Source organism: Saccharothrix sp. 6-C (assembly GCF_016695385.1).
Lineage (GTDB): Bacteria > Actinomycetota > Actinomycetes > Mycobacteriales > Pseudonocardiaceae > Actinosynnema > Actinosynnema texasense.
The window spans coordinates 4923996-4949034 of record NZ_CP064192.1 but is presented as its reverse complement, the minus strand read 5'-3'; the positions used below and the strand labels follow the sequence as shown (position 1 = coordinate 4949034).

20 protein-coding genes and 2 pseudogenes are annotated in these 25039 nt (G+C 73.6%); 9 read left to right on the top strand and 13 right to left on the bottom strand.

What is annotated here, in order from left to right; genetic code table 11:
- The first annotated feature begins 282 nt into the window (after positions 1–282).
- Positions 283–2484, top strand: coding sequence for an RNA polymerase recycling motor ATPase HelR (helR, locus tag IOD16_RS20635; protein WP_201435743.1), 2202 nt, complete (start codon positions 283–285; stop codon positions 2482–2484).
- Positions 2485–2745: 261 nt separating this feature from the next.
- Complete coding sequence (locus IOD16_RS20630; RefSeq protein ID WP_201435742.1) at positions 2746–3192, top strand: hypothetical protein; 447 nt, start codon at positions 2746–2748, stop codon at positions 3190–3192.
- Positions 3193–3195: 3 nt separating this feature from the next.
- On the opposite strand, the gene IOD16_RS20625 is transcribed toward IOD16_RS20630, so the two are convergent.
- Genes IOD16_RS20625 through IOD16_RS20600 form a run of 6 tightly spaced genes read right to left on the bottom strand, consistent with a single transcriptional unit; the run spans position 3196 to position 11555 of the window.
- Positions 3196–4482, bottom strand: a complete 1287-nt coding sequence (locus tag IOD16_RS20625) for a cation:proton antiporter (protein WP_201435741.1) — start codon at positions 4480–4482, stop codon at positions 3196–3198.
- Positions 4479–5870: a cytochrome P450 gene (locus IOD16_RS20620; protein WP_236594245.1), complete on the bottom strand. Its 1392-nt coding sequence runs from the start codon at positions 5868–5870 to the stop codon at positions 4479–4481. Before IOD16_RS20620 ends, IOD16_RS20625 begins: the two co-directional genes overlap by 4 nt.
- Complete coding sequence (locus tag IOD16_RS20615) at positions 5861–6952, bottom strand: alpha-hydroxy acid oxidase (RefSeq protein ID WP_201435740.1); 1092 nt, start codon at positions 6950–6952, stop codon at positions 5861–5863. Before IOD16_RS20615 ends, IOD16_RS20620 begins: the two co-directional genes overlap by 10 nt.
- Positions 6949–8532 carry an NAD(P)-binding domain-containing protein gene (locus IOD16_RS20610; protein ID WP_201435739.1) on the bottom strand — a complete coding sequence of 528 codons (1584 nt, stop codon included), beginning with the start codon at positions 8530–8532 and terminating at the stop codon, positions 6949–6951. Before IOD16_RS20610 ends, IOD16_RS20615 begins: the two co-directional genes overlap by 4 nt.
- 10 nt (positions 8533–8542) lie before the next feature.
- A complete protein-coding gene (locus IOD16_RS20605) occupies positions 8543–10018 on the bottom strand; it encodes a class I adenylate-forming enzyme family protein (protein ID WP_201435738.1) in 1476 nt (491 codons plus the stop codon).
- Positions 10005–11555: an FAD-dependent oxidoreductase gene (locus IOD16_RS20600; RefSeq protein WP_201435737.1), complete on the bottom strand. Its 1551-nt coding sequence runs from the start codon at positions 11553–11555 to the stop codon at positions 10005–10007. Before IOD16_RS20600 ends, IOD16_RS20605 begins: the two co-directional genes overlap by 14 nt.
- 63 nt (positions 11556–11618) lie before the next feature.
- Here IOD16_RS20600 and IOD16_RS20595 point away from each other — a divergent pair, with 63 nt between their 5' ends.
- Positions 11619–13115, top strand: coding sequence for an aromatic amino acid ammonia-lyase (locus IOD16_RS20595; protein WP_201435736.1), 1497 nt, complete (start codon positions 11619–11621; stop codon positions 13113–13115).
- On the opposite strand, the gene IOD16_RS20590 is transcribed toward IOD16_RS20595, so the two are convergent.
- Positions 13096–14379: a sensor histidine kinase gene (locus tag IOD16_RS20590; RefSeq protein ID WP_201435735.1), complete on the bottom strand. Its 1284-nt coding sequence runs from the start codon at positions 14377–14379 to the stop codon at positions 13096–13098. The two genes, IOD16_RS20595 and IOD16_RS20590, sit on opposite strands and share 20 nt — an antisense overlap.
- Positions 14376–15023 carry a response regulator transcription factor gene (locus IOD16_RS20585; protein ID WP_123748631.1) on the bottom strand — a complete coding sequence of 216 codons (648 nt, stop codon included), beginning with the start codon at positions 15021–15023 and terminating at the stop codon, positions 14376–14378. The genes IOD16_RS20590 and IOD16_RS20585 overlap by 4 nt, the downstream gene beginning before the upstream one ends.
- A 209-nt stretch (positions 15024–15232) precedes the next feature.
- Here IOD16_RS20585 and IOD16_RS20580 point away from each other — a divergent pair, with 209 nt between their 5' ends.
- From IOD16_RS20580 to IOD16_RS40455, 6 genes and pseudogenes are all read left to right on the top strand, one after another.
- Complete coding sequence (locus IOD16_RS20580; RefSeq protein WP_201435734.1) at positions 15233–15607, top strand: PadR family transcriptional regulator; 375 nt, start codon at positions 15233–15235, stop codon at positions 15605–15607.
- A complete protein-coding gene (locus IOD16_RS20575) occupies positions 15604–16971 on the top strand; it encodes a permease prefix domain 1-containing protein (protein WP_201435733.1) in 1368 nt (455 codons plus the stop codon). Before IOD16_RS20580 ends, IOD16_RS20575 begins: the two co-directional genes overlap by 4 nt.
- A 468-nt stretch (positions 16972–17439) precedes the next feature.
- Positions 17440–18264, top strand: a complete 825-nt coding sequence (locus IOD16_RS20570) for a hypothetical protein (RefSeq protein ID WP_201435732.1) — start codon at positions 17440–17442, stop codon at positions 18262–18264.
- A gap of 5 nt (positions 18265–18269) precedes the next feature.
- A complete protein-coding gene (locus IOD16_RS20565; protein ID WP_201435731.1) occupies positions 18270–18665 on the top strand; it encodes a GntR family transcriptional regulator in 396 nt (131 codons plus the stop codon).
- A 1-nt stretch (position 18666) separates the two neighbouring features.
- Complete coding sequence (locus IOD16_RS20560) at positions 18667–19290, top strand: GOLPH3/VPS74 family protein (RefSeq protein ID WP_201435730.1); 624 nt, start codon at positions 18667–18669, stop codon at positions 19288–19290.
- A gap of 277 nt (positions 19291–19567) precedes the next feature.
- Positions 19568–20215 (top strand): annotated as a pseudogene (locus IOD16_RS40455) (serine/threonine-protein kinase); the annotation flags it as partial.
- 788 nt (positions 20216–21003) lie between these two features.
- Here IOD16_RS40455 and IOD16_RS20550 read toward each other — a convergent pair.
- The 5 genes and pseudogenes from IOD16_RS20550 to IOD16_RS40450 form a co-directional block, all read right to left on the bottom strand.
- Complete coding sequence (locus IOD16_RS20550) at positions 21004–21297, bottom strand: hypothetical protein (protein ID WP_201435729.1); 294 nt, start codon at positions 21295–21297, stop codon at positions 21004–21006.
- 23 nt (positions 21298–21320) lie between these two features.
- Positions 21321–22532: an FAD-dependent monooxygenase gene (locus tag IOD16_RS20545; protein WP_201435728.1), complete on the bottom strand. Its 1212-nt coding sequence runs from the start codon at positions 22530–22532 to the stop codon at positions 21321–21323.
- A gap of 557 nt (positions 22533–23089) precedes the next feature.
- A complete protein-coding gene (locus IOD16_RS20540; RefSeq protein WP_201435727.1) occupies positions 23090–24013 on the bottom strand; it encodes a hypothetical protein in 924 nt (307 codons plus the stop codon).
- Complete coding sequence (locus IOD16_RS20535) at positions 24010–24348, bottom strand: PadR family transcriptional regulator (protein ID WP_201441473.1); 339 nt, start codon at positions 24346–24348, stop codon at positions 24010–24012. Before IOD16_RS20535 ends, IOD16_RS20540 begins: the two co-directional genes overlap by 4 nt.
- Before the next feature lie 75 nt (positions 24349–24423).
- Positions 24424–25027: pseudogene (locus IOD16_RS40450) on the bottom strand (VOC family protein); the annotation flags it as partial.
- Positions 25028–25039 lie beyond the last annotated feature (12 nt).

The following is a 25039-nucleotide window of genomic DNA, read 5'->3' as shown; positions in this document are numbered from 1 at the left end:
CTAACAAAGCAGGACGGGTGCCTCGAACGCGGCTGTGACCGCCCTCACGTGTCAGCGGCGAGTATGTTCGATGTTCGCGTTAACATCAAGGTCTGGCCGGAGTGCCCGCAGGAGTGGTCGCCTGACCGGTCGAGGGCTTGGCGCGGTCCGGGCGCGACGCCCCGCCGGCGCGCGGCGCGGGAGGGGCTTGACAGGGGCCGGACAATAAAAAGTCGGCGTGCGCTCCGAAATGCAGTGGAGAACCCGCCGAATCTAAAACCAAGTTAGCGCTGTGAGGGGCATGTGTCAACTCAGGGGTACGAAGACGAACTGCGGTCCGAGCGCGGCTACGTGGCCGGGCTCTACCGCCGGCTGGACGCGGAGCGCGCGCGGGTGAAGGGGGAGTACGACGCGGCGCTGCGCGGCACCGGCGGCACGCCCATGGAGCGCGACGTCGAGGTCCGCACGCTGGCCAAGGCGGCGAAGCGGCTGGACGTGGCCGACAACGGGCTGTGCTTCGGCCGGTTGGACACCCTCACGGGCGAGCGCTCGTACATCGGGCGGATCGGGCTGTTCGACGAGGGCGACGAGTACGAGCCGGTGCTGCTCGACTGGCGTGCGCCCGCGTCGCGCCCCTTCTACGTCGCCACCGCGGCGAACCCGGAGAACATGCGCCGCCGCCGGCAGTTCCACACCCGCGGTCGCCTGGTGGCGGACTTCACCGACGAGGTGCTCGGCCGCCCCGACGGCGGCGAGCGCGGTGACGCGGCCCTGCTCGCGGCGGTCAACGCGCCGCGCGGCGAGGGCATGCGCGACATCGTGGCGACGATCCAGTCCGAGCAGGACGAGATCATCCGGCTCGACCACCCGGGCGTGCTGGTGATCGAGGGCGGACCGGGCACCGGCAAGACCGTCGTCGCGCTGCACCGCGTCGCCTACCTGCTCTACACCCAGCGCGAGCGGATGGAGCGGCACGGGGTGCTGGTGGTCGGGCCCAACCCGGCGTTCCTGAACCACATCGGCCGGGTGCTGCCGTCGCTCGGCGAGTCCGACGTGGTGTTCATGACGCCGGGCGACCTGGTGCCCGGTCTGCGCGTGACGGCCGACGACACGCCGGCCGCCGCGCGGCTCAAGGGCTCGTCGGAGATCCTGGACGTGCTCGCGGCGGCGGTCGCCGATCGGCAGCGGCTGCCGGTGGAGCCGTTGACCGTCGAGCTGGGCGGCGGCACGGCGCGGATCGACGCCGCCACCGCGGAGTGGGCCAGGGACGAGGCGCGGGCGAGCGGGCTGCCGCACAACGAGGCCCGCGCGGTGTTCAGCGAGATCATCACCTACGTGCTCACCGAACGGGCGATCGGTCGGATCGGCCGCGGCTGGCTCACCAGGGACAACAAGGAGGCGTGGGACCGCCTGCGGGCGGACCTGGTCAAGGAGCTCGCCGACGACGACAAGTTCGTCGCCGTGCTCGACGAGCTGTGGCCGGTCCTGACGCCGGCCGGGTTGCTGTCCTCGCTGTACACGTCCCGGGAGCGGCTGCGGGCGGCGGGCGCGGACGAGGCGCTGTGGCGTGCCGACGGCGACGCCTGGACGGTGTCGGACGTGCCGCTGCTCGACGAGCTGGTGGACCTGCTCGGCCGGGACCAGGCCGCGGACCGGACCGCCGAGCGGCAGCGGAAGGCGGAGGCCGAGTACGCCGAGGGCGTGCTGGACAGCCTGCACGGCCGCCAGGACTCGATGGACGACGAGGACCACCTCTACGCCACGGACCTGCTCTACGCCGAGGACCTGGCGGACCGCGTGCTCGAACGCGACACGCGGGAGCTGGTCGAGCGCGCCGCCGCCGACCGGGACTGGACCTACCGGCACGTGGTGGTCGACGAGGCGCAGGAGCTGTCCGAGATGGACTGGCGGGTGCTCATGCGGCGTTGTCCGGGCCGCTCGTTCACCGTGGTCGGCGATCTCGCGCAGCGCCGGTCCGAGGCCGGTGCGAGGTCGTGGGACGCGATGCTGGAGCCGTACGTGCCGGGGCGCTGGGTCTACCGGGCGCTGACGGTGAACTACCGCACCCCGGCGGAGATCATGGCCGTCGCCGGCGCGCTGCTCGCCGAGTTCGCGCCGGGGGTCCAGCCGCCGGAGTCGGTGCGCGCGTGCGGCGTCCAGCCGTGGTCGAGGCGGGTCGAGGAGGACGCGACGGCGGCCGCCATCGAGGACTTCGTCCGGGACGAGGCCGGTCGTGAGGGCACCAGCGTGGTGATCGGACCGGCGGGCATGGCGGGCACGGTGCCCGCGTCGGAGACGAAGGGCCTGGAGTACGACGCCGTCCTGGTCGTGGAGCCGGCGCGGATCCTCGCCGACGGCCCGCGCGGCGCGGCCGAGCTCTACGTCGCGCTCACCCGGGCCACCCAGCGCCTCGGCGTGCTGCACCGGGACCCGTTGCCGACGGCCCTGACCGGCCTGGCGGAGGTCGGGGCGCTGGCCGGGGCCGGAGGTCGGCGGCCGGTGTAGCGCGCGCGTGCGGCCGGCCCGGCTCCGCGCCGGCCGCACGCGCCGGGTCGGCCGCCGTGCGCAACGCGGCCAGGCTCGTCGCCCGGCGGTCGAAACCGGCCACCGGGACCGACGGCGTCCACGCGACCACCCTCCCGCCGCCGGCTCCACCATCGAGGCACGGCGAGTCCCCGACCGGGTGATCCGCCCCGGTTCGGCGTGCGGGACGCGCGGCCCGCGACTAGAAACCGGTGTCGGCGAGCACCGGGAGGGTGTGGGGCGGTGGACACGCGGGTCGTGTTGCGGGTCGGGTGCGCGCTGCTGGTCCTGGTGCAGGTGGCGGTCGGGTTGTGGGCGGCCCTGGCCCCGGAGGGGTTCTTCTCCGGGTACCCGACGCCGGAGGTCGGCTGGGTGGCGTTGTACCCGCCGTACAACGAGCACCTCGTGCGGGACTACGGGATGGCGTTGCTGCAGTTGGCGCCCCTGGCGCTGGTCTGCCTGAAGCGGCCGGAACCGGTGTTCGTCGCCGCGCTGCTGGCCGGCGTGCTGCTGTTCCACCTGCCGCACGCGGTCTTCCACGAGCTGCACGTCGTCCGCACCGACGACGTCGCGTGGCAGCGGCTGGCACTCTGGTCGCCCGTCGTGCTCGCCGCCGCCCTGCTGTGGCCGACCTGGAAGTCGGCCAGGAGCCGCCGTCCGCCGACGACGGCTCCTCTCAGCCCGCGGTGAGGCTCACTTGTTCGGCGCGGGGACCGTGGACGGGATGAAGTCGGTCGTGCCGCGCTCCAGGCTCTCGGGCAGGGACGCCCGGTAGATCGGCATCGCGGCGGCGGTGGTCACGATCGCGACCGCGACCAGGATCGCGAACAACTCCGGCGTCACCATGTCGTGCGCGAGGCCGATGTTGATGAAGATCAGGATCATCAGGCCCCGCGCGTTCATCAGCCCCCCGACCGCGGACGCGTAGCGCCACGAGAAGCCCTGGGCGCGCACGACCACCGCGCAGCCGAGGTACTTGCCCGCGAACGCGACCGCCATGATCACCGCGAGCGGCCACCACAGCCCGCCGCCCGCGCCGAAGCCGGACACCTGCGTGTTCAGCCCGCTGAACGCGAAGAACACCGGCAGCAGCAGGATCGAGTTCAGGTCCGTGAGCCGCGTCTCCAGCTCCCGGCGCACGATCGCCGACTGCGGCATCGCCAGACCCGTGATGAACCCGCCGAACACCGAGAACACGCCGATGTAGTCGGTGAACCACCCCGCCAGCAGCACGACGAACAGCACGAGCGCCATCACGTCGCGGCTCATCCGGCCCTCGCGCTCCACCCGCGCGCCCAGCCGGGAGAACAGGTTCCGCCCCACCGTGAGCATCAGCAGCGCGAACACCGCCGCGCCCGCCACCGTGCCCACCGCGTCGAACGGGCTGCCCGCCGCCGCGACCGCGATGATCACCGCCAGGATGACCCACGCCGCCGCGTCGTCGATCGCCGCCGCGACCAGGGTGAGGCCGCCGATGGGGGTGTTCGCGATCCCGCGCTCCTGGAGGATCCGCGCCAGCATCGGGAACGCGGTGATCGACAGCGCGCCGCCGACGAACAGCATGAACTCCCACCGGGTCGTGCCGTCCGGGCTCAGCGAGCCGAAGAACAGCGCCGCCGCGCCCGCGCCCAGCGCGAAGGTCGGCAGGATGCCCGACGCCGCGAGCGCCGCCGCCCGCCGCATGCGCTGCCCGCTCGCCAGGCTGTGGTCGAGCGAGGACCCGACCAGGAACATGTAGAACGTCAGCCCGATCGTGCTCAGCACGTACAAGGTGTCCTTGACGTCCGCCGGGAAGACCTGGGCCTGCACGCCGGGCGCCACGGCGCCGAGCAGGGCCGGGCCGAGCAGGACGCCGGCGACCATCTCGCCGACCACCCTGGGTTGCTTGACCGCCATGGCGATTCGCCCGCACAACGTCGTCGCGGCGAGCACGACCGCGAGCGCGGCGAACACCTTCAACGCGAACTGGATCTGGTTCACTCGGTGATCTCCTGGGTGGAAGGCGGCTCCTGCCGCAACGGGCGACCCTGGGTGTCGTGCGTGTCGAAGTAGCGCCCGGCCAGCCGCAGCCGGTGGGCGTGCAGGACCATGACCGTGCCGAGCACGAGCTGGACGACGCTGCGCCACACGTCCTCCCACCGGTCCCGCACGCGCAGGAACGCGCCGAGCACCGCGAGACGACGCGGTGGCAGCGGCTCGCCCGCCCGCACCAGCAGGCACGGGCCGCGGCTCGGCAACGACCGGGTGTGCGTGACCGTGGAGTGCAGCGTCACGCGGCGCAGCACCTCGGCGGTCGCGCCGCGCAGCGCCAGCGGGGACAGCCGCCAGGCCGGGCAGGGCCGGTTGGCGGCGACGCCGAACGGGATGTGGTGCGCGGTGCGCGCCTGCACGTCCCGCCAGCGGTCCGGGTCGAACACGTCCGGGCGCGCGTAGCCGGTGGCGTGGTAGTCGGGGTAGCTGAAGCACAGCACCGAGCCGGCGGGCAGCGTGGTGCGCTCGTCCAGCGCGATGTCCCCGGTGGTGATGCGGTGCGCGATGCCGAACAGCGGGTAGAGCCGCATGGTCTCGTCCAGGACGTGGGCGAAGTAGCGCTCGTCCGCGCCGAGCCGGGCCGCCACGTCCGGGTGCTGCGCCAGCGCGAGCAGCAGGTGCGCCATCGCCTCGGACATCTGGACCACGGCGGTGTTGAAGAACGTGCCTTGCAGGTAGTGCACCTGCTCGGCGGGCGACAGGCTCGCCGGCAACGGCCGCCGCACGTCGCCCGCCGCGACCCGCCGGGCCAGGTAGCGGGTCAGCCGCGCCCGCCGGGCGGGGTGGCGCAGGCCGGTGCACTTCAACGACGTCACCACGTCGTCGGCGTGCCCCACGATCAGGTCGCGCGCCTCGCGGGGGCACGGCTCGCCGAACACCAGCTCGTAGAAGTACTCCGCCCACACCGGCGTCATCAGGTCCCGCAGCCGCACCAGCGCGACCTGCCCGGTGACGACTTCGTCGAGCACCCGCCCGGCGCAGCGGGCCGCCGTCGCCGACAGCGCGTCACCCGGCCCGGCCAGCAGCGCGCGCGTCGTGCGGGCCACGTCTTCGTAGCGCGGCCCGGCCTCCAGGTGCTCCTGGTGCACCTCGGGGCCGGGGGAGAGCCAGTACCAGAACAGGTCCGACAGCCCGGCGCCCCGGCTGCGGCCGTTCGCCGCCGGGTGGCCGTAGACCTCCTGGAACCGGTCCGGCCCGACGTCGGAGTTCGGGAACGTGATCGCGTCGTCCCCGTTGACCTTCTCGAACACCTTGCCGCGCAGGGCGACCACCCGCGCCGGCAGCCAGCGCGGCGCGGTCAGCACCGCGGCGGCGGCGAGCAGCCCGGTCACCCACACCGCGCGAACACCCCCGTCCCGCGCGCGACCACCAGGTCGCGGGTGAGGTCGGCCGGGTCACGCCCGCCGCACAGCGCGAGGACGTGGTCGAACTCGTCGCGCAGCACGTCCAGGACCCGCGCCACCCCCGGCTCGCCGGCCGCGGCCAGGCCCCACAGCACCGGCCGGCCGACGCCCACGGCCGCCGCGCCGAGCGCGAGCGCCACGGCCACGTCACCGCCGGAGCGGACGCCGCCGTCCAGCACCACCGGCACCCGGCCCGCCACCGCGTCGACCACCGCGGGCAGCGCCTCGACGGCGGCGGGCGCGAGGTCGGACTGGCGCCCGCCGTGGTTGGACACCACGATCCCGGCCATCCCGTGCTCGACCGCGAGCACCGCGTCAGCCGGGTGGAGCACGCCCTTGAGCCACACCGGCAACGACGTCAGCTCCCGCAGCCGGTCCAGGTGCGCCCACGACACCGACGGCGACATCTCGATGTCCCGCACGCCTCCCGGCGGCGCACCGGGCAGGTCGCGCATGTTCTCCGCCGCGAGCCCGGCCGGCAGGTCGTGGAAGCCGTGCTCGGCGTCGCGGCGGTGGCGGCCGAACACCGGCGAGTCGGCGGTCACCACCAGCGCCGCGCACCCCGCCCGTTCCGCCCGGTCCACCAGGCACGCGGTCACGTCCTCGTCGGGCTGCGGGTAGAGCTGGAACCAGACGGACGCGTCCGCGGCCGCGGACCGCGCCGCCGCCACCACCTCGCCGATCGCCACGGTCGACGCCACGCCGGACACCAGCACCGTTCCCGCCGCCGCCGCGGCCCGCGCCGTGGCCAGCTCGCCGTCCGGGTGGGCCAGCCGGTGGAACGCGGTCGGCGCGATCAGCACCGGCAGGTCGAGGCGACCGCCGGGCAGCTCGACCGAGAGGTCCCGCTCCGACCGGCCGCGCAGCACCCTCGGCAGCAGGGCCAGGCGTCGGAACGCCGCCTCGTTCTCCCTGAGCACGACCTCGTCGCCGACACCGCCCGCGTAGTAGTCGTAGTGCACCGGGTCGAGCACCGCGCGGGCCTGTTCGGGCAACCCGGCGAGCCCGGTGCTCACGGCGAGACCGCGGCGGTCCGGGCGAGTCGGGTGTCGAGGAACGCCAGCAGCGGCGCCCGGTGCACGTCCTCGCTGTCCCACTCGTTCTCCAGGTTCTCGGTGAGGTGGTGCTCGCCGAGCAGGACCCCGTCCCGGAAGTGCCGGACGACCGGGTGCAGGTAGCGGCCGTCGAGCCCGCTGGTGTCCTGCTGGGACACCCGGCTCTCGGTGACGTCGAACGGGTTGATCCGGTCGTGGCCCTCGCCGTACTCCAGCGTCACCGCCAGGTAGGACTCGACGTCGCCGAAGTCGCCCCGGCCCACCGCCTCGTGCAGGTGGGCCAACGGCACCTCCTCGGCGTAGCGCAGCGCGCCGTCCGGCCCGACCAGCACCGCGTCCGCCATGAACGCGAACAGCTGCCACAACGCGGAGGTGCGGTTCACCCGCTCGATGACCGCGTCGGCCGCCGCCCCGGAGGTGGGGGCGAGGTCCCGGCTCGGCCACGCCACGCCGTGGTAGCGGTGCTCCAGGACGTGGTGCAGCGCCCGCACCCCGTACCGGAAGCCGTGGATGAACCCGCTCGTCGACTTCTTGAAGTCCCTGGCCTGCGTGATGGTGCCGGCGAAGAACAGGTCGGGCACGTTCACCGACTCCCAGGCGGCGGTCTGGTCCGGGAAGCGGTCGTTGATCGTCAGCCGGGGACGGCACTCGGGCGCGAAGATCGACGCGTCGAACCGGAACCCGGTCGCCAGGATCACCCGGTCGTAGCGGATCTCCTTCACCCGCTCGTCGACCCGCACGAAGCTGACCCGCACCAGGAAGCCGTCGCCGTCCCGGCGGATGTCCACGACCCGACCGTCCAGCAGCGCGTTCTGCGACTTGAGCTGGTAGGTGTCGAGGAAGTTGTTGTTCACCGCGCGCAGGTGGCCGACGAAGTGGGTCTGCCACGCCAGCTTGAGCGAGCCGGGCCCGGCGACGTGGATGACCGACGTCGTCTCGACGAGGTTGTCCGCGGTCTCGAACGCCGAGTTGCCGCGCCCGATGATCAGCACCCGCTGCCCGGTGAAGTCCGCCGGGTCCACCGACACCTCGTCGTACCGCTCGGCGAGCTCCACCCCGTCGATCGGCGGCACGTAGGACTTGGACACACCGGTGGCCACGATGATCCGCCGGGCCCGGTAGGTGTCGCCGTTCTGGTCGCGCACCACGAAGTCGTCCGGCCTGGTCACCTCCACCACCGACGTGCCGTAGCGGATCGGCAGGTCGTGCGCGGCGGCGAAGTCGCCCAGGTAGCGGACCATGTCGTCGGCGTGCGGGAAGTAGCGCGGCGTGTAGCGGGTGAACAGCAGCGCCGGGTCGTCGGACAGCAACGAGTTCCAGTCGGTGCGCAGGTCGAGCTCGGGGTCGTCCCAACCGGTGATCGGCTTGTTGATCGAGATCAGGGTGCGGTGCCGGGGGAAGCGGGTGAAGAAGGCGCCGGGCGCGTCACCGGCCTCCAGCACCAGGTGGTCCCGCCCGGCGCGGGAGAGCAGGTACGACGCCTGGAGCCCCGCCGGGCCGGCGCCGATCACGAGACACTCCGTCGAAACCTCGCTGGACACGACTTTCTCCTCACGTCCGGGAGCGGGACAGCAGGCGCTTGTCCGGCTTGCCGCTCGGTGCGAGCGGCGGTTCTTCGATCGCGGTCACGGCCACCGGCGCGCACGCCGCGCCCAGCCGGTCCGTCACCAGGGCGCGCAGTGCCGCGAGGTCGGGCGTCCGACCACCGCTCGGCACGACGAACGCGTGCACCGCCTCGCCGGTGTCCTCGTCCGGCACGGCGACCACGTACGCCTCGGCGACGTCCGGGTGCTCGGCGAGGACGCGCTCGATGGGCCCCGCGTAGTGCAGGTTCGCGTTGACGATGACCACGTCCCTGGTCCGGCCGGTCAGGTGCAGGTGGCCGCCCGCGTCGACGTGGCCCAGGTCGCGGGTGCGCACCCAGCCGCCGGTGAACACCTCGGCCGAGCGCTCCGGGTCAGCCCAGTAGGCGCCGGCCTGCGCCGGCGTGCGGACGAACAACTCCCCGTCGACGCCCGGCGGGACCGGCGCGCCGTCCGGGGCGCGCACCTCGACGCGCACGGCCGCGGGTGGCACGCCCACCGTGCCGGGCGGGTCGGCCGGGGTCGCCATCGCGATCATGCCCGTCTCGGTCTGGCCGTAGCCGTGGAACACGACCGGTCCGAGCACGTCCAGCGCCTCCCGGTGCCGCGCGGCGCTCAGCGGCGACCCGGACACCATCAGCGCCCGCAACGTCGACAGGTCGGCCGGCGCGCGGCGTTGCGCGGCGACGAGCTTCGCCAGCCGGGGCACGGTGAACACGCTCGCCGAGGCGCGGTGGCGGGCGATCGCCTCGGGGAAGCCGGGCCGGTCGGCGACGACCGCGGCGCCACCGGCCGTGATCGTCACCACCGCGTACTCGAACATCACCTGGCTCGACAGCGACCCGAACACCAGGAAGCGGTCCAGCCGGGAGGCCAGCTCGCGGATCGCGGGCGGCCACGCGTCCGGTCGCGCGGCCCACGCGTCCGTCATCGCGGCGTAGGTCTGCGCGCACGCCTTGGGCGCGCCCGTGCTGCCGCTGGTGTGGATCAGCCGGGCGACGTCCGCGAGCCTGCCGGCGCACCGCGGCCGGCCCTCGGCCCGGGACTTGCGCAACGAGTCGACGGTCAGCACGCGGGCGCCCGTCGCGGCGGTGGCCCGCGCGGCGGCGTCCGAGTCGGTGATCACGGCGGCGATGTCGAGGCCGAGCAGGTGGCGCACCTGGTCGTCGGGCAGCCCCGGCCGCACGCCCAGCACCCGCGCGCCCACCGCGTGCGCGGCGAGGATCGTGGCGAACGCCTCCGGGTCGACGCCGAGCACGAGCGCGACGCCGTCACCCGGGCCCAGCCCGTTCTTGCGCAACCCGGCCGCGATCCGCGAGACCAGGTCGAGCAGCTCCGCGCCGCTCACCACGCGCGAGCCGTGTTCGAACACCGGCCGTCCACCGGCGGTCTCGAGCACGTCGAGCACCGCGCGGGGGAACGGCTCGGCGTCACGCGCCGGCAAGGCACTCCTTCACGAACGCGGTCAACGGCTGCTGGTGCACCGCCGGCAGGTCCCAGTGGTTCTCCAGGTTCTCCGCCAGGTGGTGGGTCGCGGCGAGCACGCCGTCGCGGTAGTGGCGCACCACCGGGTGCAGGTAGCTCGCGTCCTGCGCGTTGGCCGCGTCGTTCTCCGCCACGCGCGGGACGGTGATGTCGAACGGGTCCACGGTGTCGTGGTCCGGCCCGTACTCCAGCGTCGCCACGAACCGGTGCTCGGCCGGGCCGAGGCCGCCGTCGGCGAGGTAGGCCACCGGCACCTCCTCCTCGTACCGGGCGGTCCCGCCGGAGACCGTGACCACGTCGCCGATCACCGCGAACTGCTGCCACAGCGCGGACGACCGGTTCACCCTGGCCACCAGCGCGTCGCTGATCGCCTCCGGCGACGGCGCCAGCGCGGTCGCCGGCCACGGGGTGTCGTGGTGGCGGGCGGCGAGCACGCGGTGCAGGGCGCGGACCCCGTACCGGAAGCCGTGGATGAACCCGCTGGTGGACTTCTTGAAGTCGCGCTGCTGGGTGAGCGTGCCCGCGAAGTACAGGCCCGGCACCGTGGTCGACTCGTAGGCGGGCGTCTGCTCGGGGAACCGGTCGTCGATCACCAGCGCCGGGCGGCAGCTGTCGTCGAACACCGAGGCGTCGAACCGGAACCCGGTGCACACCACGATCCGGTCGTACTCCAGCTCCCGCAACGACTCCACGGTGCGCGCGTAGCGGAACAGGACGCGGAAACCACCGCCCGGTCGGGGCTCGACGAGCTCCACCGTGCCGTCGAGGACGGCGTTCTCCGACTTGAGCTGGTAGGTGTCGAGGAAGTTGTTGTTCACCGCGCGCAGGTGGCCGACGTAGTGCGTCTGCCACGCGAGCCGCACCGAGTGCGGACCCGCCACGTGGATGACCGCCGCGTGCTCCACCAGGGAGTCGGCGGTCTCGAACCCGGAGTTGCCCTTGCCGATCACGAGCACCCGCTGGTCGGTGAACGACTCCGGGTCGGTGTCGAACGTGTCGTACCGCTCGGCGTGCTCGATGCCCGGGATGGGCGGCACGTGCAGTTGCGAAACCCCGGTCGCCACCACGACCCGCGCGGCGCGCCACGTCCGGCCACCGCCGTCGAGCACGGCGAAACCGTCGTCGTCACGGGAGATCCGCGTGACCTCGGTGTCGTAGTGGACCCGGGCGCCGGTGGCCGCGGCGAAGTCGGCCAGGTAGCGGAGCAGGTCGTCGGCGGCCGGGAAGTACCGGTCGCTGTAGCGGGTGAACAGCAGGTCGGGGTCGTCGGTCAGCAGCGAGTTCCAGTCCATCCGCAGCCGCTGTTCCGGGTCGGAGAAACCGGTGTGCACCTTGTTGATGGAGATCAGGGTCCGGTGCCGCGGGTAGCGGGTGAAGAAGGTGCCCGGTCCGGTGCCGCGTTCGAGGACGGCGTAATCGCGACCGTCACGCTCCAGCAGGGCGGCGAGCTGCAAACCGGCCGGTCCCGCCCCGATGATCAGGTAGTCGTGCGCCATGAGCCAGGAAGCTACGCACCGGATCTCAGAACTCTCTGAGATCGACTGCCTACCGTCGGTGCCGTGACCACGACCGTGACCGACGCACCCGTGGACCTCGGCGCGCCCCTGCGGAGCGACCACCTCCACCGTGCGGCAACGCCGTTGCCGGTGCTCGTCAGCCCCGCCGTCCGGGAGCGGGTCGACCGGGGGCGCGAGTACCTGCGCACCGTGCTCGCCGACGACGAACGGCCCGTCTACGGCGCGAAGACCGGGTTCGGCGCGCTGATCGGCTTCGCGGGCCGGGAGGACGAGGCGGACCAGTGCGACAACACCCTCGCCCACCTCGGCGCGGGACAGGGGCCGGACCTGCCCGCCGACATCGCCCGCGCCGCGCTGCTCGTGCGGGCGTGGTCGCTCGCCCAAGGCCTCTCGGGGGTGTCCGCGCACGTCGTGGACGGGCTCGCGGCGATGTTCGCGACCACGTTCGTCCCGGCGATCCCGCGCTACGGGTCGGTCGGCGCCAGCGGCGACCTCATCCCGCTCGCCTACGCGACCCAGGCGTTGCGCGGGCGCGGCCACGCTTACCTGGACGGCGAGCGGATGCCCGCCCGGGACGCCCTGGACCGCGCCGGGCTGACCCCGCTCACCCTCGACGGGCGCGACGCGCTGGCGCTCGTCAACGGCACGTCCGTCACGACCGCCGCCACCGCCCTGGCGCTGGACGGGGTGCGCGCCTCGCACCGGGCGATCCAGGACCTGACGTGCCTGCTCGTGGACGTGCTCGGCGCCGACCCTGGTTTCCTCGACCCACGCCTGATCTCGGCCTACGGGCACCCCGGCGCGGCCACCGTCGCCGACCGCATGCGCGCCACCCTCGTCGGCACGATCCCGACCGGGGAGCGCGCCCTCCAGGAGCCTTACAGCATCCGGTGCTCGCCGCAGCTGCTCGGCGCGGCGGAGGACGCGTTGCGCTACGTCGACGGTGTCGTGGCGGCCGACCTGGGCGGGGTCAGCGACAACCCGCTGTTCTTCCCCGGCGACGACCTCGTCGCGCACGGCGGCAACTTCTTCGGCCAGCCGGCCGCGTTCGCCGCCGACGTGCTCGCCATGGTCACGGCGTCGTTGGGCAACCTCGCCGAGCGGCAGCTCGACCTGCTGGTCGACCCGGCCCGCAACACCGGCCTGCCGCCGATGCTCGCCGCCGGGCCCGGACGCCAGCACGGGCTGCAGGGCGTGCAGCTGGCCACGACCGCGTTCGTCGCCGAGATCCGCCGCGCGGCCGTGCCGGCGAGCACCCAGAGCCTGCCGACCAACCTGCACAACCAGGACGTCGTGCCGTTCGGCACCCAGGCGGCGCTGCGCTCCTACGACCTCGCCGAACTGCTCCGGCTGCTGTGCGGCTCACTGGCCCTCGGCCTGCGCCAGGCGGTCCACGTGGGCGGACGCCGCCCGACCTCCCCCCGCTGCGCCGCGCTGCTCGACGCCCTCTCCGACGCCATCGCCCCGGTCGACCCCGACCGGCCCCTCGACGCGGACGTGCGGGTGGCCGCCGACCTGGTCACCTCGGGCCGGTGGTGATCGCCTCGTCCGTCGCGGCGCCGGCGGTGTCGGGGGCGGCCGGTAAGCGCAGGGTGAAGCGCGCGCCCTGGCCCGGGTGGCCGACGGCTTCCACCGTCCCGCCGTGGCCGGTCACCACTTCGCGCAGCAGCGCCAGCCCCAGCCCGAACCGCCGCTCCGGCGCGCCCGGACCGACCGGCCCCCGGTGGAACCGGTCGAAGAGCCGGTCCGCCTCGACCGGGTCGAACCCCTCGCCGGTGTCCGCGACCGTCAGCTCGACCTGCCCGCCCCGCAGCCCGAGGCGCACGTCGATCCGACCGCCCTCCGGCGTGTGGCGCACGGCGTTCGCCAGCAGCTCGTCCACCGCGCGCCGCAACGCGGTCTCGACCCCGGTCACGATCAGGGGACCGGTGGGGCGTTCGACGGTCAGCGTGATCCGCCGCTCGTCCGCCCGGTCGCCCTCGGTGCGCACCGCGGACTCCGCCAGCGCGGCCAGGTCGACCGCCCGGCCGCCGGGACCCTCGGACTGGCGGGTCAGCCGCGCCGACAGCAGCAGGTCGTCCACCACGTCGCCGAGGCCGCGGATCGAGCTGGCGAGCGCGTCGAGGCTGTCGCGGTGGTCGTCGGGCAGGTCCGCCGCCTTCGCCCAGCGGGCGAGCAGCTGCGCCCGCGTGTAGGCCCGCGCGATCGGGGTCCGCAGCTCGTGGCTGGCGTCCGTGACGAACCGCCGTTGCCTGGCCAGCGCCTCGGCCAGCGGCGCGACCGTGCCGCGGCCGACGCCCAGCCCCAGCAACGCCGCCGCGAGCAGGCCGCCCAGCTCCGCGATCACCAGCGCCAGCAGCAGGTGGCGCCGGTCGGCGAGCTGGTAACGGGTGTCGAACACCGCCTGCACGGTGGTGCCGTCCGCGCCGCGCTGGGTCAGCACCAGGTACTCGGTGCCGTTGAGCCGCAGGTCGCGCTCGACGACCCCGCCCGACGCCTCGACCGCGTCGAGGTCGCCGCGCAGCGGGAAGCCGGGCGGGACCTTCAGCACGCCGTCGTCGAGCACGCCGTCGTCGAGGATGAACAGCCACGTGCACCCCGGAGGCGTCGACGGCGCGCCGAACTGGGCGTTGTACCGCAGCTCGCGCGTCACCTGCGCCACCTGCGCCTGCACCATCACGCCGTAGGCGATGCCGCCGACGAACGCCACCAGCACGGTGATCGCCAGCCCGACCAGCACGCTGATCCGCAGGCGGGCCCGCCGGATCACCGCCCGTTCCGCCTCGGCCCACGAACGGCTCACAACGCCCCCAAGCGATATCCGAGTCCTTGCACCGTGTGCACCACCGAACGGTCGATCTTGCTCCGCAGGTAGTACACGTAAGTGTCCACAATGGATGTTGCCGAAGCGTCCGGGAACACCACGCGCCGCAACGACGCCCGCGTGTGCACCGTGTCCGGATGGGTGGCGAGCACGCGCAGCAGGGTGAACTCCCGGGCGGTGAGCGGCACCCGCCCGCCGTCGGGCAGCACCGCTTCCCGCTGCCCGACGTCGAGGTGCCCGGCGCCGATGCGCAGCACGTCGGCCAGTTCCAGCGCCCGCCGGCACAGGGCCCGCAGCCGCGCGCTGAGCTCGTCCAGGTCGAACGGCTTCACCAGGTAGTCGTCCGCGCCCGCGTCGAGACCGTCGATCCGGTCGTGGACGGTGCCCAGCGCGGTCAGGATCAACGCCCGCGCCCGCACCGACCTCGACCTCAGCCGCACCAGGAGGTCGAGCCCGTCGAGGCCGGGCAGGCCGCGGTCGATGACCACCACGTCGTACGGGCGGGTCAGGGCGAGGTGCAGCCCGCGCTGCCCGTCCAGGGCGACGTCCACCGCGTAGCCCTCGTCGCGCAGCGCGGCGGCGAGCAACTCCACGAGCTCGCGGTCGTCCTCCACCAGCAGCAACCGGAAGCAGTTGGCCGGCCAGGATCTGGAGTTGCCCTGCACGCCACCAGAATCCCACTTCCGGGTGTTCGGTCAACGTGATGAGAGCGCCGACCATCGGAGTTCCGCCGCCTGCGTCCCAGATGGTCCGTCCGCGCCGTTTGCTACGCCTTGATACCTAGAAGTACTATGCCTTGCACATCTAGGTCACGTCGCCGGGGGGAGTTCGCGTGAAGGTCACCAAGGACCTCGTGGCCGCCTCGGCGACCCCTATGGTGCTGGGCATCCTGGCCGAGGAGGACAGCTACGGCTACGCCATCCTCAGGCGGATCAACGAGCTGTCCGGCGGTGAGCTGGACTGGACCGAGGGCCTGCTCTACCCGTTGCTGCACCGGCTCGAGCGACTCGGGCACGTCGAGTCGAGCTGGCAGTCGGTCGCCGGCGAGCGGCGGCGCAAGTACTACCGGATCACCCGCGGCGGCCTGGCCGAGCTGGCCGAGCAGCGCCGGCAGTGGGACACGGTGGTCGGCGCGCTCCAGGAGATCTGGCCCCGTCCGGACGGGCCTCGGCCGTCGACCACGTTCCCCCTGAGAGGCTTCGCATGACCGACGACCGAGGCGACCTGGACGCGCAGTTCGCCCAGTGGCGCCACTACGTGCAGCGGCGCCGGGAGCTGCGGCAGGCCGACGTGGACGAGCTCGAGGACCACCTGCGGGGTTCGGTCGACGACCTCCTGGCCGCCGGGCTGCACGCCGACGAGGCGTTCCTGGTCGCGGTCAAGCGCATGGGCAGCCTGGACGAGCTGTCCCGCGAGTTCGCCCGGGAGCACTCGGAACGCCTGTGGAAGCAGCTGGTGCTGACCGGCGGGCCCGACGGACCCGCGCCGGGCGGCCGGTCGCGGCGCGACCTGTGGGTGATGGTGGCCTGCGCGGTGGGCGCGGCGGCGTCGGTCAAGGCGCCGGAGCTGTTCGGCCTGACCCTGGAGGACGACGCCGCGTTCTACGCGCCCAACGTCGGCCTGCTCGTGCTGCCCTGGCTGGCGGGCTTCCTCGCCTGGCGACGCCGCGCCGCGACCGGGCTGGTCGGTGTGCTGGTGGCGCTGTTCGCGCTCGGCGCCGTCGCCGCCAACGCCTACCCGCTCGCGGAGGACTCCCAGTCGCTGGTCCTGACCGGCATCCACCTGCCGATCGCGCTGTGGTTCGTGGTCGGCCTGGCCTACGTGTCCGACGACGTGCGGTCGTCACGGCGACGGATGGACTTCGTCCGCTTCACCGGCGAGTGGTTCATCTACTACGTCCTCATCGCGCTCGGCGGCGGCGTGCTGATCGGGTTCACCTTCGGCACGTTCCAGGCGATCGGCATCTCGCCGGAGACCGTCGTCTCGCAGTGGGTGCTGCCGTGCGGCGCGGCGGCGGCCGCGGTCGTGGCCGGGTGGCTCGTCGAGGCGAAGCAGAGCGTGGTGGAGAACATCGCCCCCGTGCTGACGCGCCTGTTCACCCCGCTGTTCACCGCGGTGCTGCTGGCGTTCCTGGTCACGCTCGGCGTCACCAGCTCCGGCATCGACGTCGAACGCGAGGCGCTGATCCTGTTCGACCTGCTGCTGGTCGTGGTGCTCGGCCTGCTGCTCTACTCGTTCTCGGCCCGCGATCCGCTGGCGCCTCCCGGCGGGTTCGACAAGCTCCAGCTCGCCCTCGTGGTCAGCGCGCTGGTGATCGACGTGCTGGTGCTGCTGGAGATCACCGGCCGGATCACCGAGTTCGGCACCACGCCGAACAAGGCGGCGGCACTGGGCGAGAACGTCATCCTGCTGGCCAACCTGGCGTGGACGGCGTGGCTGATGCTGTCCCTGATCCGCCGCCGCGCGCCGTTCACCGCGCTGGAACGCTGGCAGACCGCCTACCTCCCGGTCTACGCGGTGTGGGCCTGGGTCGTCGTCCTGCTCTTCCCGCCCCTGTTCGCCCACCTCTGACCCGGCCGCGCCCGATCCCGGTCCAGACGGACACCAGCTTCCGGGTCACCTCGTGCGGCAAGGGCACGATCACCCGGACATGCTCCCGACACCGTGACAGCCTCCTGCCCTGCGCATCCCGTCGCGGTCGCGGGACTTCCGCCGGGTCGGCTCGAACGCGCCGTCGTAGCGCCCGCTGGGCCAGTCCTCGCGGACGATCGTCCACAGTGGAACCGTCCATCCACGCGAGGCACGGGTACGGCCTGCCGTCGAGGGTCCCACCCCGGTTCGCCCGGTCGCGCAACGCGTTCTCGAACCGCACCGCTGCCCGTTCGCCCGCCCGGTGCACGTCGGAGCCGCCGACCGCCGAACCGGTCAACGCCGAGGTCGCCGCGCCCGAGCGCCGGCCGCGCCTGCTCCGCGGCCGGTTGACTTGTCGCAAATCTTGACGCACCATGTTGAGACATAACTTGCGACATAGGAGGCGTCATGCCGAAGGGGACGTTGCCGGGTGCCGACCTTTCGGTGCGTCCGGCGGACCTCGAACGGGCCGGTGCGTGGTTGACCGGGCACGGCTTGGCCGACGTCCGGCCGACAGCGTTGCTGGCGACGCGCCTGGAGGTCCGGCGACGTGCCCGGCTGGCTGCTTCCGTCCTGCTGGCCGCGTTCCTGATCGCGGTCGCGCTCACCTACACCGGCGGCATGGTGGACGGGTCCGGGGATCGGCGCTGGTCGTTGCTGGTGTTGACGGCGCTGGTGGTCGGGTTGGTGCTGGCCCAGTCGTCGCTGGACCGGTGGGTGCGGCGGGTCGACCGGCGCGCCGGTGCGACGCTGCCGCGGCGGGCGGCCCACCCGGTCCGGCTCGGTTGGCGCACCGTGCTCGGCAGGCCACGTGCCGCGTTCACGGTCGCCACGTTCGCGGGCGGGACGGCGCCGGCGATCGGCACCCTGACGCTGGACGACCCCGCCGCGAGGTATGCGGCGGTCATCCTGCTCATCGGGCTGTGCGGGCTCGCCGTCGGCGTTGTCGTCCAGCTGCGCCACGTCCTGACGCACCCGGTCGTGGCGGACGACGAGGTCTCGCTGACCGCCGACGTCATCATGCGGGTCGAGGACGCCCGAGTCGGCGCCGCGCCCACCGCGGTGTGGTCGGTGTGGTCGCTGCCGGTCGTGTCGGTGTTCAGCACCGCCTTCGGTTGGTGGAACGCCGCCTGGATCGCCTTCGTCGTCGTGAGCGTCATCGCGCTGGCCCTGATCGAGGCGCGGACCGCCCGGAGCGCCGTGGTGGCGCGGAACGCCATGGGCGCACCGTGACCCGAATGATCTCCATCGACGCGGCCTCGCCCGTCCCGCCGTTCGAGCAGCTCCGTGCCCAACTCGCCCGGCAGATCCAGGACCGCACGCTCGCCGTGGGCACCCGGCTGCCGACCCTCCGCCGGCTGGCCGCGGACCTCGGCCTGGCCGTCAACACCGTCGGCCGGGCCTACCGGGAGCTGGAGGAGGCGGGTCTGATCGAAACCCGCGGGTCGGCCGGCTCGTTCGTGTCCGCGGCCGGCGAGCAGGGACGCGAACGGGCGAGCCGCGCCGCCGCCGACTACGCCGCCGTCATCGCCGGCCTCGGCATCGACACCAACGAGGCCATCCGCATCGTCCGAACAGCGCTGACCGCGGGCATCTCGGTACCCCCGGCCACGCACAACCCGAAAGAAGCATGACATGGGCGTGCCCCGCAGCCTCCCCGAGCGCGTCTACCTGCTGGCGTACAACCCGGACAAGGGCAAGGTCGGCTCAGGGACCCACCTGGGCGCCATGCTCCGCGCCGCCACCCTCGCGGACCTCTACCTGGGCGGCCACCTCACCGACGAACGCGGCCGTGCCACCATCCACGTCCGGCGCCCCTGCGACGATCCCGTCCTCGACGCGCTCCTCGAGGAGATCGCCGCGGCCAAGCCCCACGCGTGGCAGTCCTGGATCAACCACAGGCAGGGCGCCACCTTCCGAGCGGTACGCCGGCACCTCGACGTCGGCGGCTGGGTTCACCTCCGACCCCACAAGATCCTCGGGCTGTTCCCCGCCACGAGGGTGACCATCCGCGATCCCCGCGTCCGCGACGAACTCGTCGGCCGGGTCAACGCCGTCCTGCACGAGCCCTTCGACAGCATCGACCCCGCCGACGCCGCACTCGTGGCCATCGTCACCGCCGCCGACCTCGATCTCGTCCTCGACCGCAAGGCCAAACGCGCCAACAAGCAGCGCATCCAGGAAGTCACGGAACTCAGCGGACCGATCGGCCCGGCCCTGCGCAAATCGATCCAAGCCGCCGCGGTCGGCGAGGTGTAGTCGACTCCCGGTGCAACGGACCGCACGCGCTCTCAACTCGTCGGGGCACTTCTTCGGTGGTGCCACGGACGACTGCCTTCAGTCCCTATCGGACCACGCCCGGAAAGCCACCGGCGAAGCCCAGGTGTTCGTGGGTTCCCGGCACTGGTCCTTGTAACGAACGGGTGGGGTGGCCCGACGTGTGGGTGGTCGGGCGCGGTACGAGGGCCGGAGGGGTTGTTCGGTGGTCTGGGAGTATGGGCCTTATCGGGTGGAGTCGCTCATCGCGCGGGGCGGGATGGGCGAGGTGGTGCGTGCCTACGACACCCGGCACGACCGGATGGTCGCGCTGAAGCTGCTCGCCGCGCGGTTCGCGGAGGACCCGGAGTACCGGGAGCGGTTTCGGCGGGAGGCGCACGCGGTGGCGCGGTTGCAGGAGCCGCACATCATCCCGATCCACGCCTACGGTGAGCTGGACGGGCGGTTGTACCTCGACATGCGGCTCGTCGACGGGCAGGACCTGGCCGCGCGGTTGCGCGGCGGCGGCCCGCTCGACCCCGGGGAGGCGGTGGGGATCGTCGAGCAGGTCGCGCAGGCGCTCGGCGCTGCCCACGCGCAGAACCTGGTGCACCGGGACGTGAAGCCGTCCAACGTCCTCATCGCCGACGCCGGGTTCGCGTATCTCGTGGACTTCGGGATCGCACGGGCGCTGGACGCGACGACGGGGCTGACCGGGACCGGTGCCGCGATCGGCACGCTGGACTACATGGCGCCGGAGCGGTTCGGCGACGGCCCCACCGACTACCGGGTGGACGTCTACTCGCTGGCGTGCCTGCTGCACGAGTGCCTGACCGGCAGCAAGCCGTTCGCCGGCACCACCGCCGCGTCGCTGATCGGCGCGCACCTGAACCAGCCGCCACCCTCGCCCGACGCGCTGCGACCCGGGCTGCCGCCCGCCCTGAACGCGGTCGTCGCGCGGGGGATGGCGAAGAACCCGGCCGACCGCTTCGCGAGCGCGGGCGAACTGGCCGCTGCCGCGCGGGCGGCGCTCGCCGGGCACGCGCTGCCCGCCCCGCTGCCGCCGGTCGCGCCCCGGCCGACGCTGGTGCACGCGGTCGCACGGCCTCGGCGGACGCTGTGGCTGGTCGCGGCCGTGACAGTCGTGCTGGCGACGGCTGCGGTGAGCGTGGCGGTCAGCCTCGCCGGGCGGTCGACGCCGGGGACCGCGACCAGCGCCGACGGGGCGCCAGCGGAGCGATCAACCCCGACGAGCGCCGCCGTGACCACCACGTCGTCGACCCCGACGCCCTCGTCGACGACAACAGCCGCACCGACGACGACCTCACCACCACAGGTCAGCGTGCCGCCGGCCGTCGTGGCGCCACCCGGCGCGGACCTCGGTCTGGCCGAGCCGATGAGCGTGCCCACCTGTGACGGCGCCTACGTCACGTTCGTCGGGGCGGCCGTCCAACCGGGGCGGTACCGCGCCGACGTCCAGCGGCTCCTGTCCGCCCATCCCAGCGCGCGGTACCTGCACTCGCCGACGACCGGGTGCGGCTCGCTGCGCCACCAACTCGACGGGGCCGACATCTACGCGGTGTACTACGGCACCTTCGGCACCCAGGACGAGGCGTGCGCACAGCGCGCCGCCGTCGGCGGGGACGCCTACGTGAAACGGCTCGACCACACGACCCACCGTCTCAGCTGCTCACCTGCTGAGCGCGGCGGCTCTCGTCAGCATGAAGTCGACGCACCGGACCCGGGCAGGACGGCCTGGACCGCGTCGAGGATCTCCCGGCGCGCACCGTCCGGGACGGCGCGGGAACCCGGTTGTGTCGGTGACGTGCCGGTGTCGGTGACCGCCTCGGTCGCTTGTCGCGCCGGCGCCGCCGAAAGCAGCGATCGCGTCGCCTCGGGATCGTCTGCGCGCAGGTCCGCGGTCTGCACGGTGGCGACTTGGTCCAGCTCTGCGGTGAGCCGGTCGCACTGCTGCGGCAGCACCAAGGCGTGGGCGCGCCGCCCCGGCACGGGGTGGACGGTCGGCGCCGGGTTCAGACCAGTTCGCCGTGGTGGGTTCCCTCCGAGGTCGCCAGCGCGGTTTCCGCGTCGTAGCCGTGGATCCAGGCCATGTCCTCCGGCAGCCGGCGCAGCTTGGCGTCCCGCGCGTCGGCGGCGGGTCCGTCCGGGAGTTGGTAGCACTCGCCGTTGTGCCGTGAGCTGCGTTGCAGCATGCGGGTCCGGGTGCGGCGGGCCCGTTCGTAGCGGTCCAGTGCCAGCGCGGGGCGGTCCGGCCACGTGCGCAGGCAGGCCGCCAGCACCACGGCGTCCTCGACGGCCTGGTTACCGCCCTGGCCCTGGTGGGGGAGCATCGGGTGAGCGGCGTCGCCGACCAGCGTCACCCGCTCCAGGCTCCAGCGGTCGACGGGTTCCCGGTCGAACAGGCCCCAGTGCGACACCTCGTCGGCGGCCCCCAGGATCCGGGTGACGGCGGGCGACCACCCGGCGAACGCGGCCAGCACGTCGGCGACCCGGCCGCGCCGCACCCACGACTCCCGGGTCCACCGGGGGTCCCGCACCACGGCGAGGAAGTTCACCGTGTCGCCACCGTGCACCGGGTAGGCGACCAGGTGCCTGTTCGGGCCGAGGTGGAACGCCAGCTCGTCGTCCACCGCGTCGCCGACCAAGTCGGCCGCGACCAGGCCGCGGTAGCCCGACCGGCCCGAGTAGACCGCGCGGTCGGCGCCGACGACGCCGGCCCGCACCGCGGAGTGCACGCCGTCCGCGCCGACCACCACACCGGCCTCGACCCGCCGGTCGCCGTCGAACTCGACCACCACCCGGTCGGCCGACGGGGTGACGCGGAGGCAGCGGTGCCCGGTGCGCAGCTCGCCGCCCTCGTCGCGGTACCGCTCGGCCAGCAGCCGGCGCAGGTCCGCGCGGTGGAAGGTGTAGTACGGCGCGCCGAACCGGTCCTCGTAGTCACGGCCGAGGGGCAGCGCCTGCCGCACCCCGCCGGTGCGCCAGTGGCGGAACACCACGCGCGAGGGCTGGAAGGCCACCCGCCGCATCTCCGCGCCCAGGCCCAGCCGCAGCAGCGGCCGGATGCCGTTCGCGCCGAGCGCCAGCCCCGCCCCCTCCTCGGTGAGGGCTTCGGTCTGCTCGAACACCACGACCCGGACACCCGTGCGGCGCAACGCCAAGGCGGTGACGAGGCCCCCGATCCCCGCGCCGACCACGGCGACCGCCACGTGCTCGGCGTTCACGGCGCACCGGGGACGGCCAGGGCGTCGTGCGACACGGCGGCCACCAGGGCGTCGTCGCGGATGCCGTCGCCGGGTCGGGGGGAGGCGGTGGACTGGAGTGGCGCTTCTGGCATGGTCGCTCCTGCGCGGAAGTCACGGTGGGCCGCGGTGGACCTCGATCCGTCATCGGGGGTCCACGACCTGCCATCCGGTGTCGCCCCGTTCGGGCGGCCGACTCGTCGCCGGCGGCATCTTGGGGCCGTCCTGTGCACCGAGCGTAAGCGCCGGTCGCGGGGGCGGCAATCGCGGTCGGGGCGCTCCGGGAGCGCCCCGAGGTCGATCAGTCGGCCCTGGACCGGCCCGTCCGGGGCGCCGAACCGGACACCGCGTCACCGGTTCCGGTGACATCGTCCTGACGGTGGGGTGAACGGGGCGTCGGAGGCCACGCGTCGTGCACGGGACGTTCGGCACCGGGGGTACGTGCCGTCACACGTCGGGGTGGTTCGGAAGACCACCCTACGGAGTGAATTCTGGGGGACGGGCGCCCCGCCGCAGCCGGGCGCCCGCACCCCGGGCGGTCAGGTGATCGGTCGGTCGGGGCGCCTGCGCACGCGGCGCGGCAGACCGCCCAGCGCCAGCAGCGCCACGACCGGCAGGCCGTAGAACACGGCCACCTCCAAGGAGGTCGGCATGCGCAACGACAGGAGCAACTGCGCGAAGCCCAGCGCCGCGGTCACCGTCGGCAGCAGCAGGATCAACGCGGCCCGGCGGCCGACGCGCGACCGCCGCCCGCACGCGACCAGGGTGCCGACGACGACCACCGCGAGCCCGAGCAACTCGGCCGGCGCCACGCCGTGGCCGAAGACGCCCAGCACCACGGTCACGCCGACCGTCGCGGCCATCACGGGGACCGCCCGGCCGCCGGCCAGTTCCCGACCGCGCGCCGGCCCCGGCGACCACGTCAGCGCGACCGCGGTCAGCAGACCCACCAGGATCCACCCCGCGTCCATCCCGCTCCACCAGTGCTGGTGCGGGAAGAACACCGCGACCAGCACGGAGCTGACCACGGCCGCCCACGCGACCACCGCACCGGCCCGTGACCGCCCGAGCAGGACGAGGGCGGCCACCACGGCCCAGAGGCCCCACACCGGCGCGTCCGGGAACTGCGTGGCCCAGGGCATGTCCCCCAGGCTGCCCGCCTTCACGAACCACGCGACCTCGTGCACGCCGGTCGTCGCGCCGGCCAGCAGCGACACGGGGGCGAGCAGGCTGACGACCGCGAGCACGTCCCGGGCGTCGACGCCGCCGTCGGCCGCCACCACCCGACGCAGGTGCAGCCGCACGGCGGCCCACAGCAGGTCGGCGTGCTCGCGCCGGCTCGGCCGGGTCCGATCGCCGGCCCCCGCCATCAGCACCGCCAGCATCTCCTCGCCGTGGCGGGCGCGGTGATCGCGCGGGTACCACCCCAACAACCGCCGGTAACGCCGTTCCAGCCCGCTCACGCCGTGCCTCCCGCCGGTCGGAGCCGCAGGCGTCGCTGCGCGGCTCGGGTCTGCGACCGCAACCTCAGCACCTCGGCCTCCAGCCTGGCTGCCCCCTCGTCGGTCAGCCGGTAGTAGCGGCGGAGCCTGCCGTCGACGACCTGCTCCCGGTCGACCGCCACCCAGCCGTCCGCGGCCATCCGGTCCAGCGCGGTGTACAGCGTGCCCGCGCGCAGCTTGACCCGACCACCGGAGATCTCCTCGACGTCGAGCAGGATGCCGTAGCCGTGCTGCGCCCGCGCGGCCAACGCCGTGAGGATCAGGAACGTCGGCTCCCTCAAGGGACCGTCTTTCATGTGATCGGTATATACCGATCGTCGGACTATGGCAAGGGTGACGGTCGGGTGAGCCGGTCGTCGCCGCGGCGGGCGTGCGCCGCGGTCACGCGTTCGTCGTGAGCCGGCGCCGTCGGGCGTGACGCCGACGTCCTTGGCCGGCGCGCGACGCCGGTACAGCGCCGGCTTGACGGGACTCGACGCGGTGGTGGCGAACTCGACGTACACGCGGCCGAAGCTCTTGCCGACGGCGAGCCCCCGACCGGTGTAGAACCGCTTGCTCGCGGCGACGTCCGAGACTCCCGGCAGCAGCACGACCTCGTCGATCCGCCGGTCCGCCGGCCCGGTGTCCTTCTTGGCCGAGGTGGCGACCTTCCAGATCGCGCCGTCCGGCGCCTGCACGACGGCTCCGTAGCCCCACAGCGACCTGGCGGCGGGCTTGAGCGTGGTGGCGCCGGCTTCGAGAGCGGTCGCGACGAGGCTGTCGACGGTGGACGGCCGGGGACACCGCGAGCGCCGGCGCGTAGCCGCGGGAACCGGTCGTCGGCGCCTCGGAGGCCCGCAGGCGGAGCCGGTCGGTCAAGCCGAACGCGTCGGCGTAGAAGCGGCGGGCGGCTGCGGTGTCGGCCACGTCCAGGGTGACGGATCGATGTTCGCCATGCCGACGACGCCAGGTCGGCCCCTGTGCCCGATTCCTGATCGGTCTGCGCGG

Excerpts from the sequence above, each read along its gene's own strand:
- IOD16_RS20565 (WP_201435731.1), top strand. The coding sequence starts at position 18,270 with ATGATCTCCATCGACGCGGCCTCGCCCGTCCCGCCGTTCGAGCAGCTC.
- IOD16_RS20570 (WP_201435732.1), top strand. The coding sequence starts at position 17,440 with ATGCCGAAGGGGACGTTGCCGGGTGCCGACCTTTCGGTGCGTCCGGCG.
- IOD16_RS20575 (WP_201435733.1), top strand. The coding sequence starts at position 15,604 with ATGACCGACGACCGAGGCGACCTGGACGCGCAGTTCGCCCAGTGGCGC.
- IOD16_RS20600 (WP_201435737.1), bottom strand. The coding sequence starts at position 11,555 with ATGGCGCACGACTACCTGATCATCGGGGCGGGACCGGCCGGTTTGCAG.
- IOD16_RS20535 (WP_201441473.1), bottom strand. The coding sequence starts at position 24,348 with ATGAAAGACGGTCCCTTGAGGGAGCCGACGTTCCTGATCCTCACGGCG.
- IOD16_RS20560 (WP_201435730.1), top strand. The coding sequence starts at position 18,667 with ATGGGCGTGCCCCGCAGCCTCCCCGAGCGCGTCTACCTGCTGGCGTAC.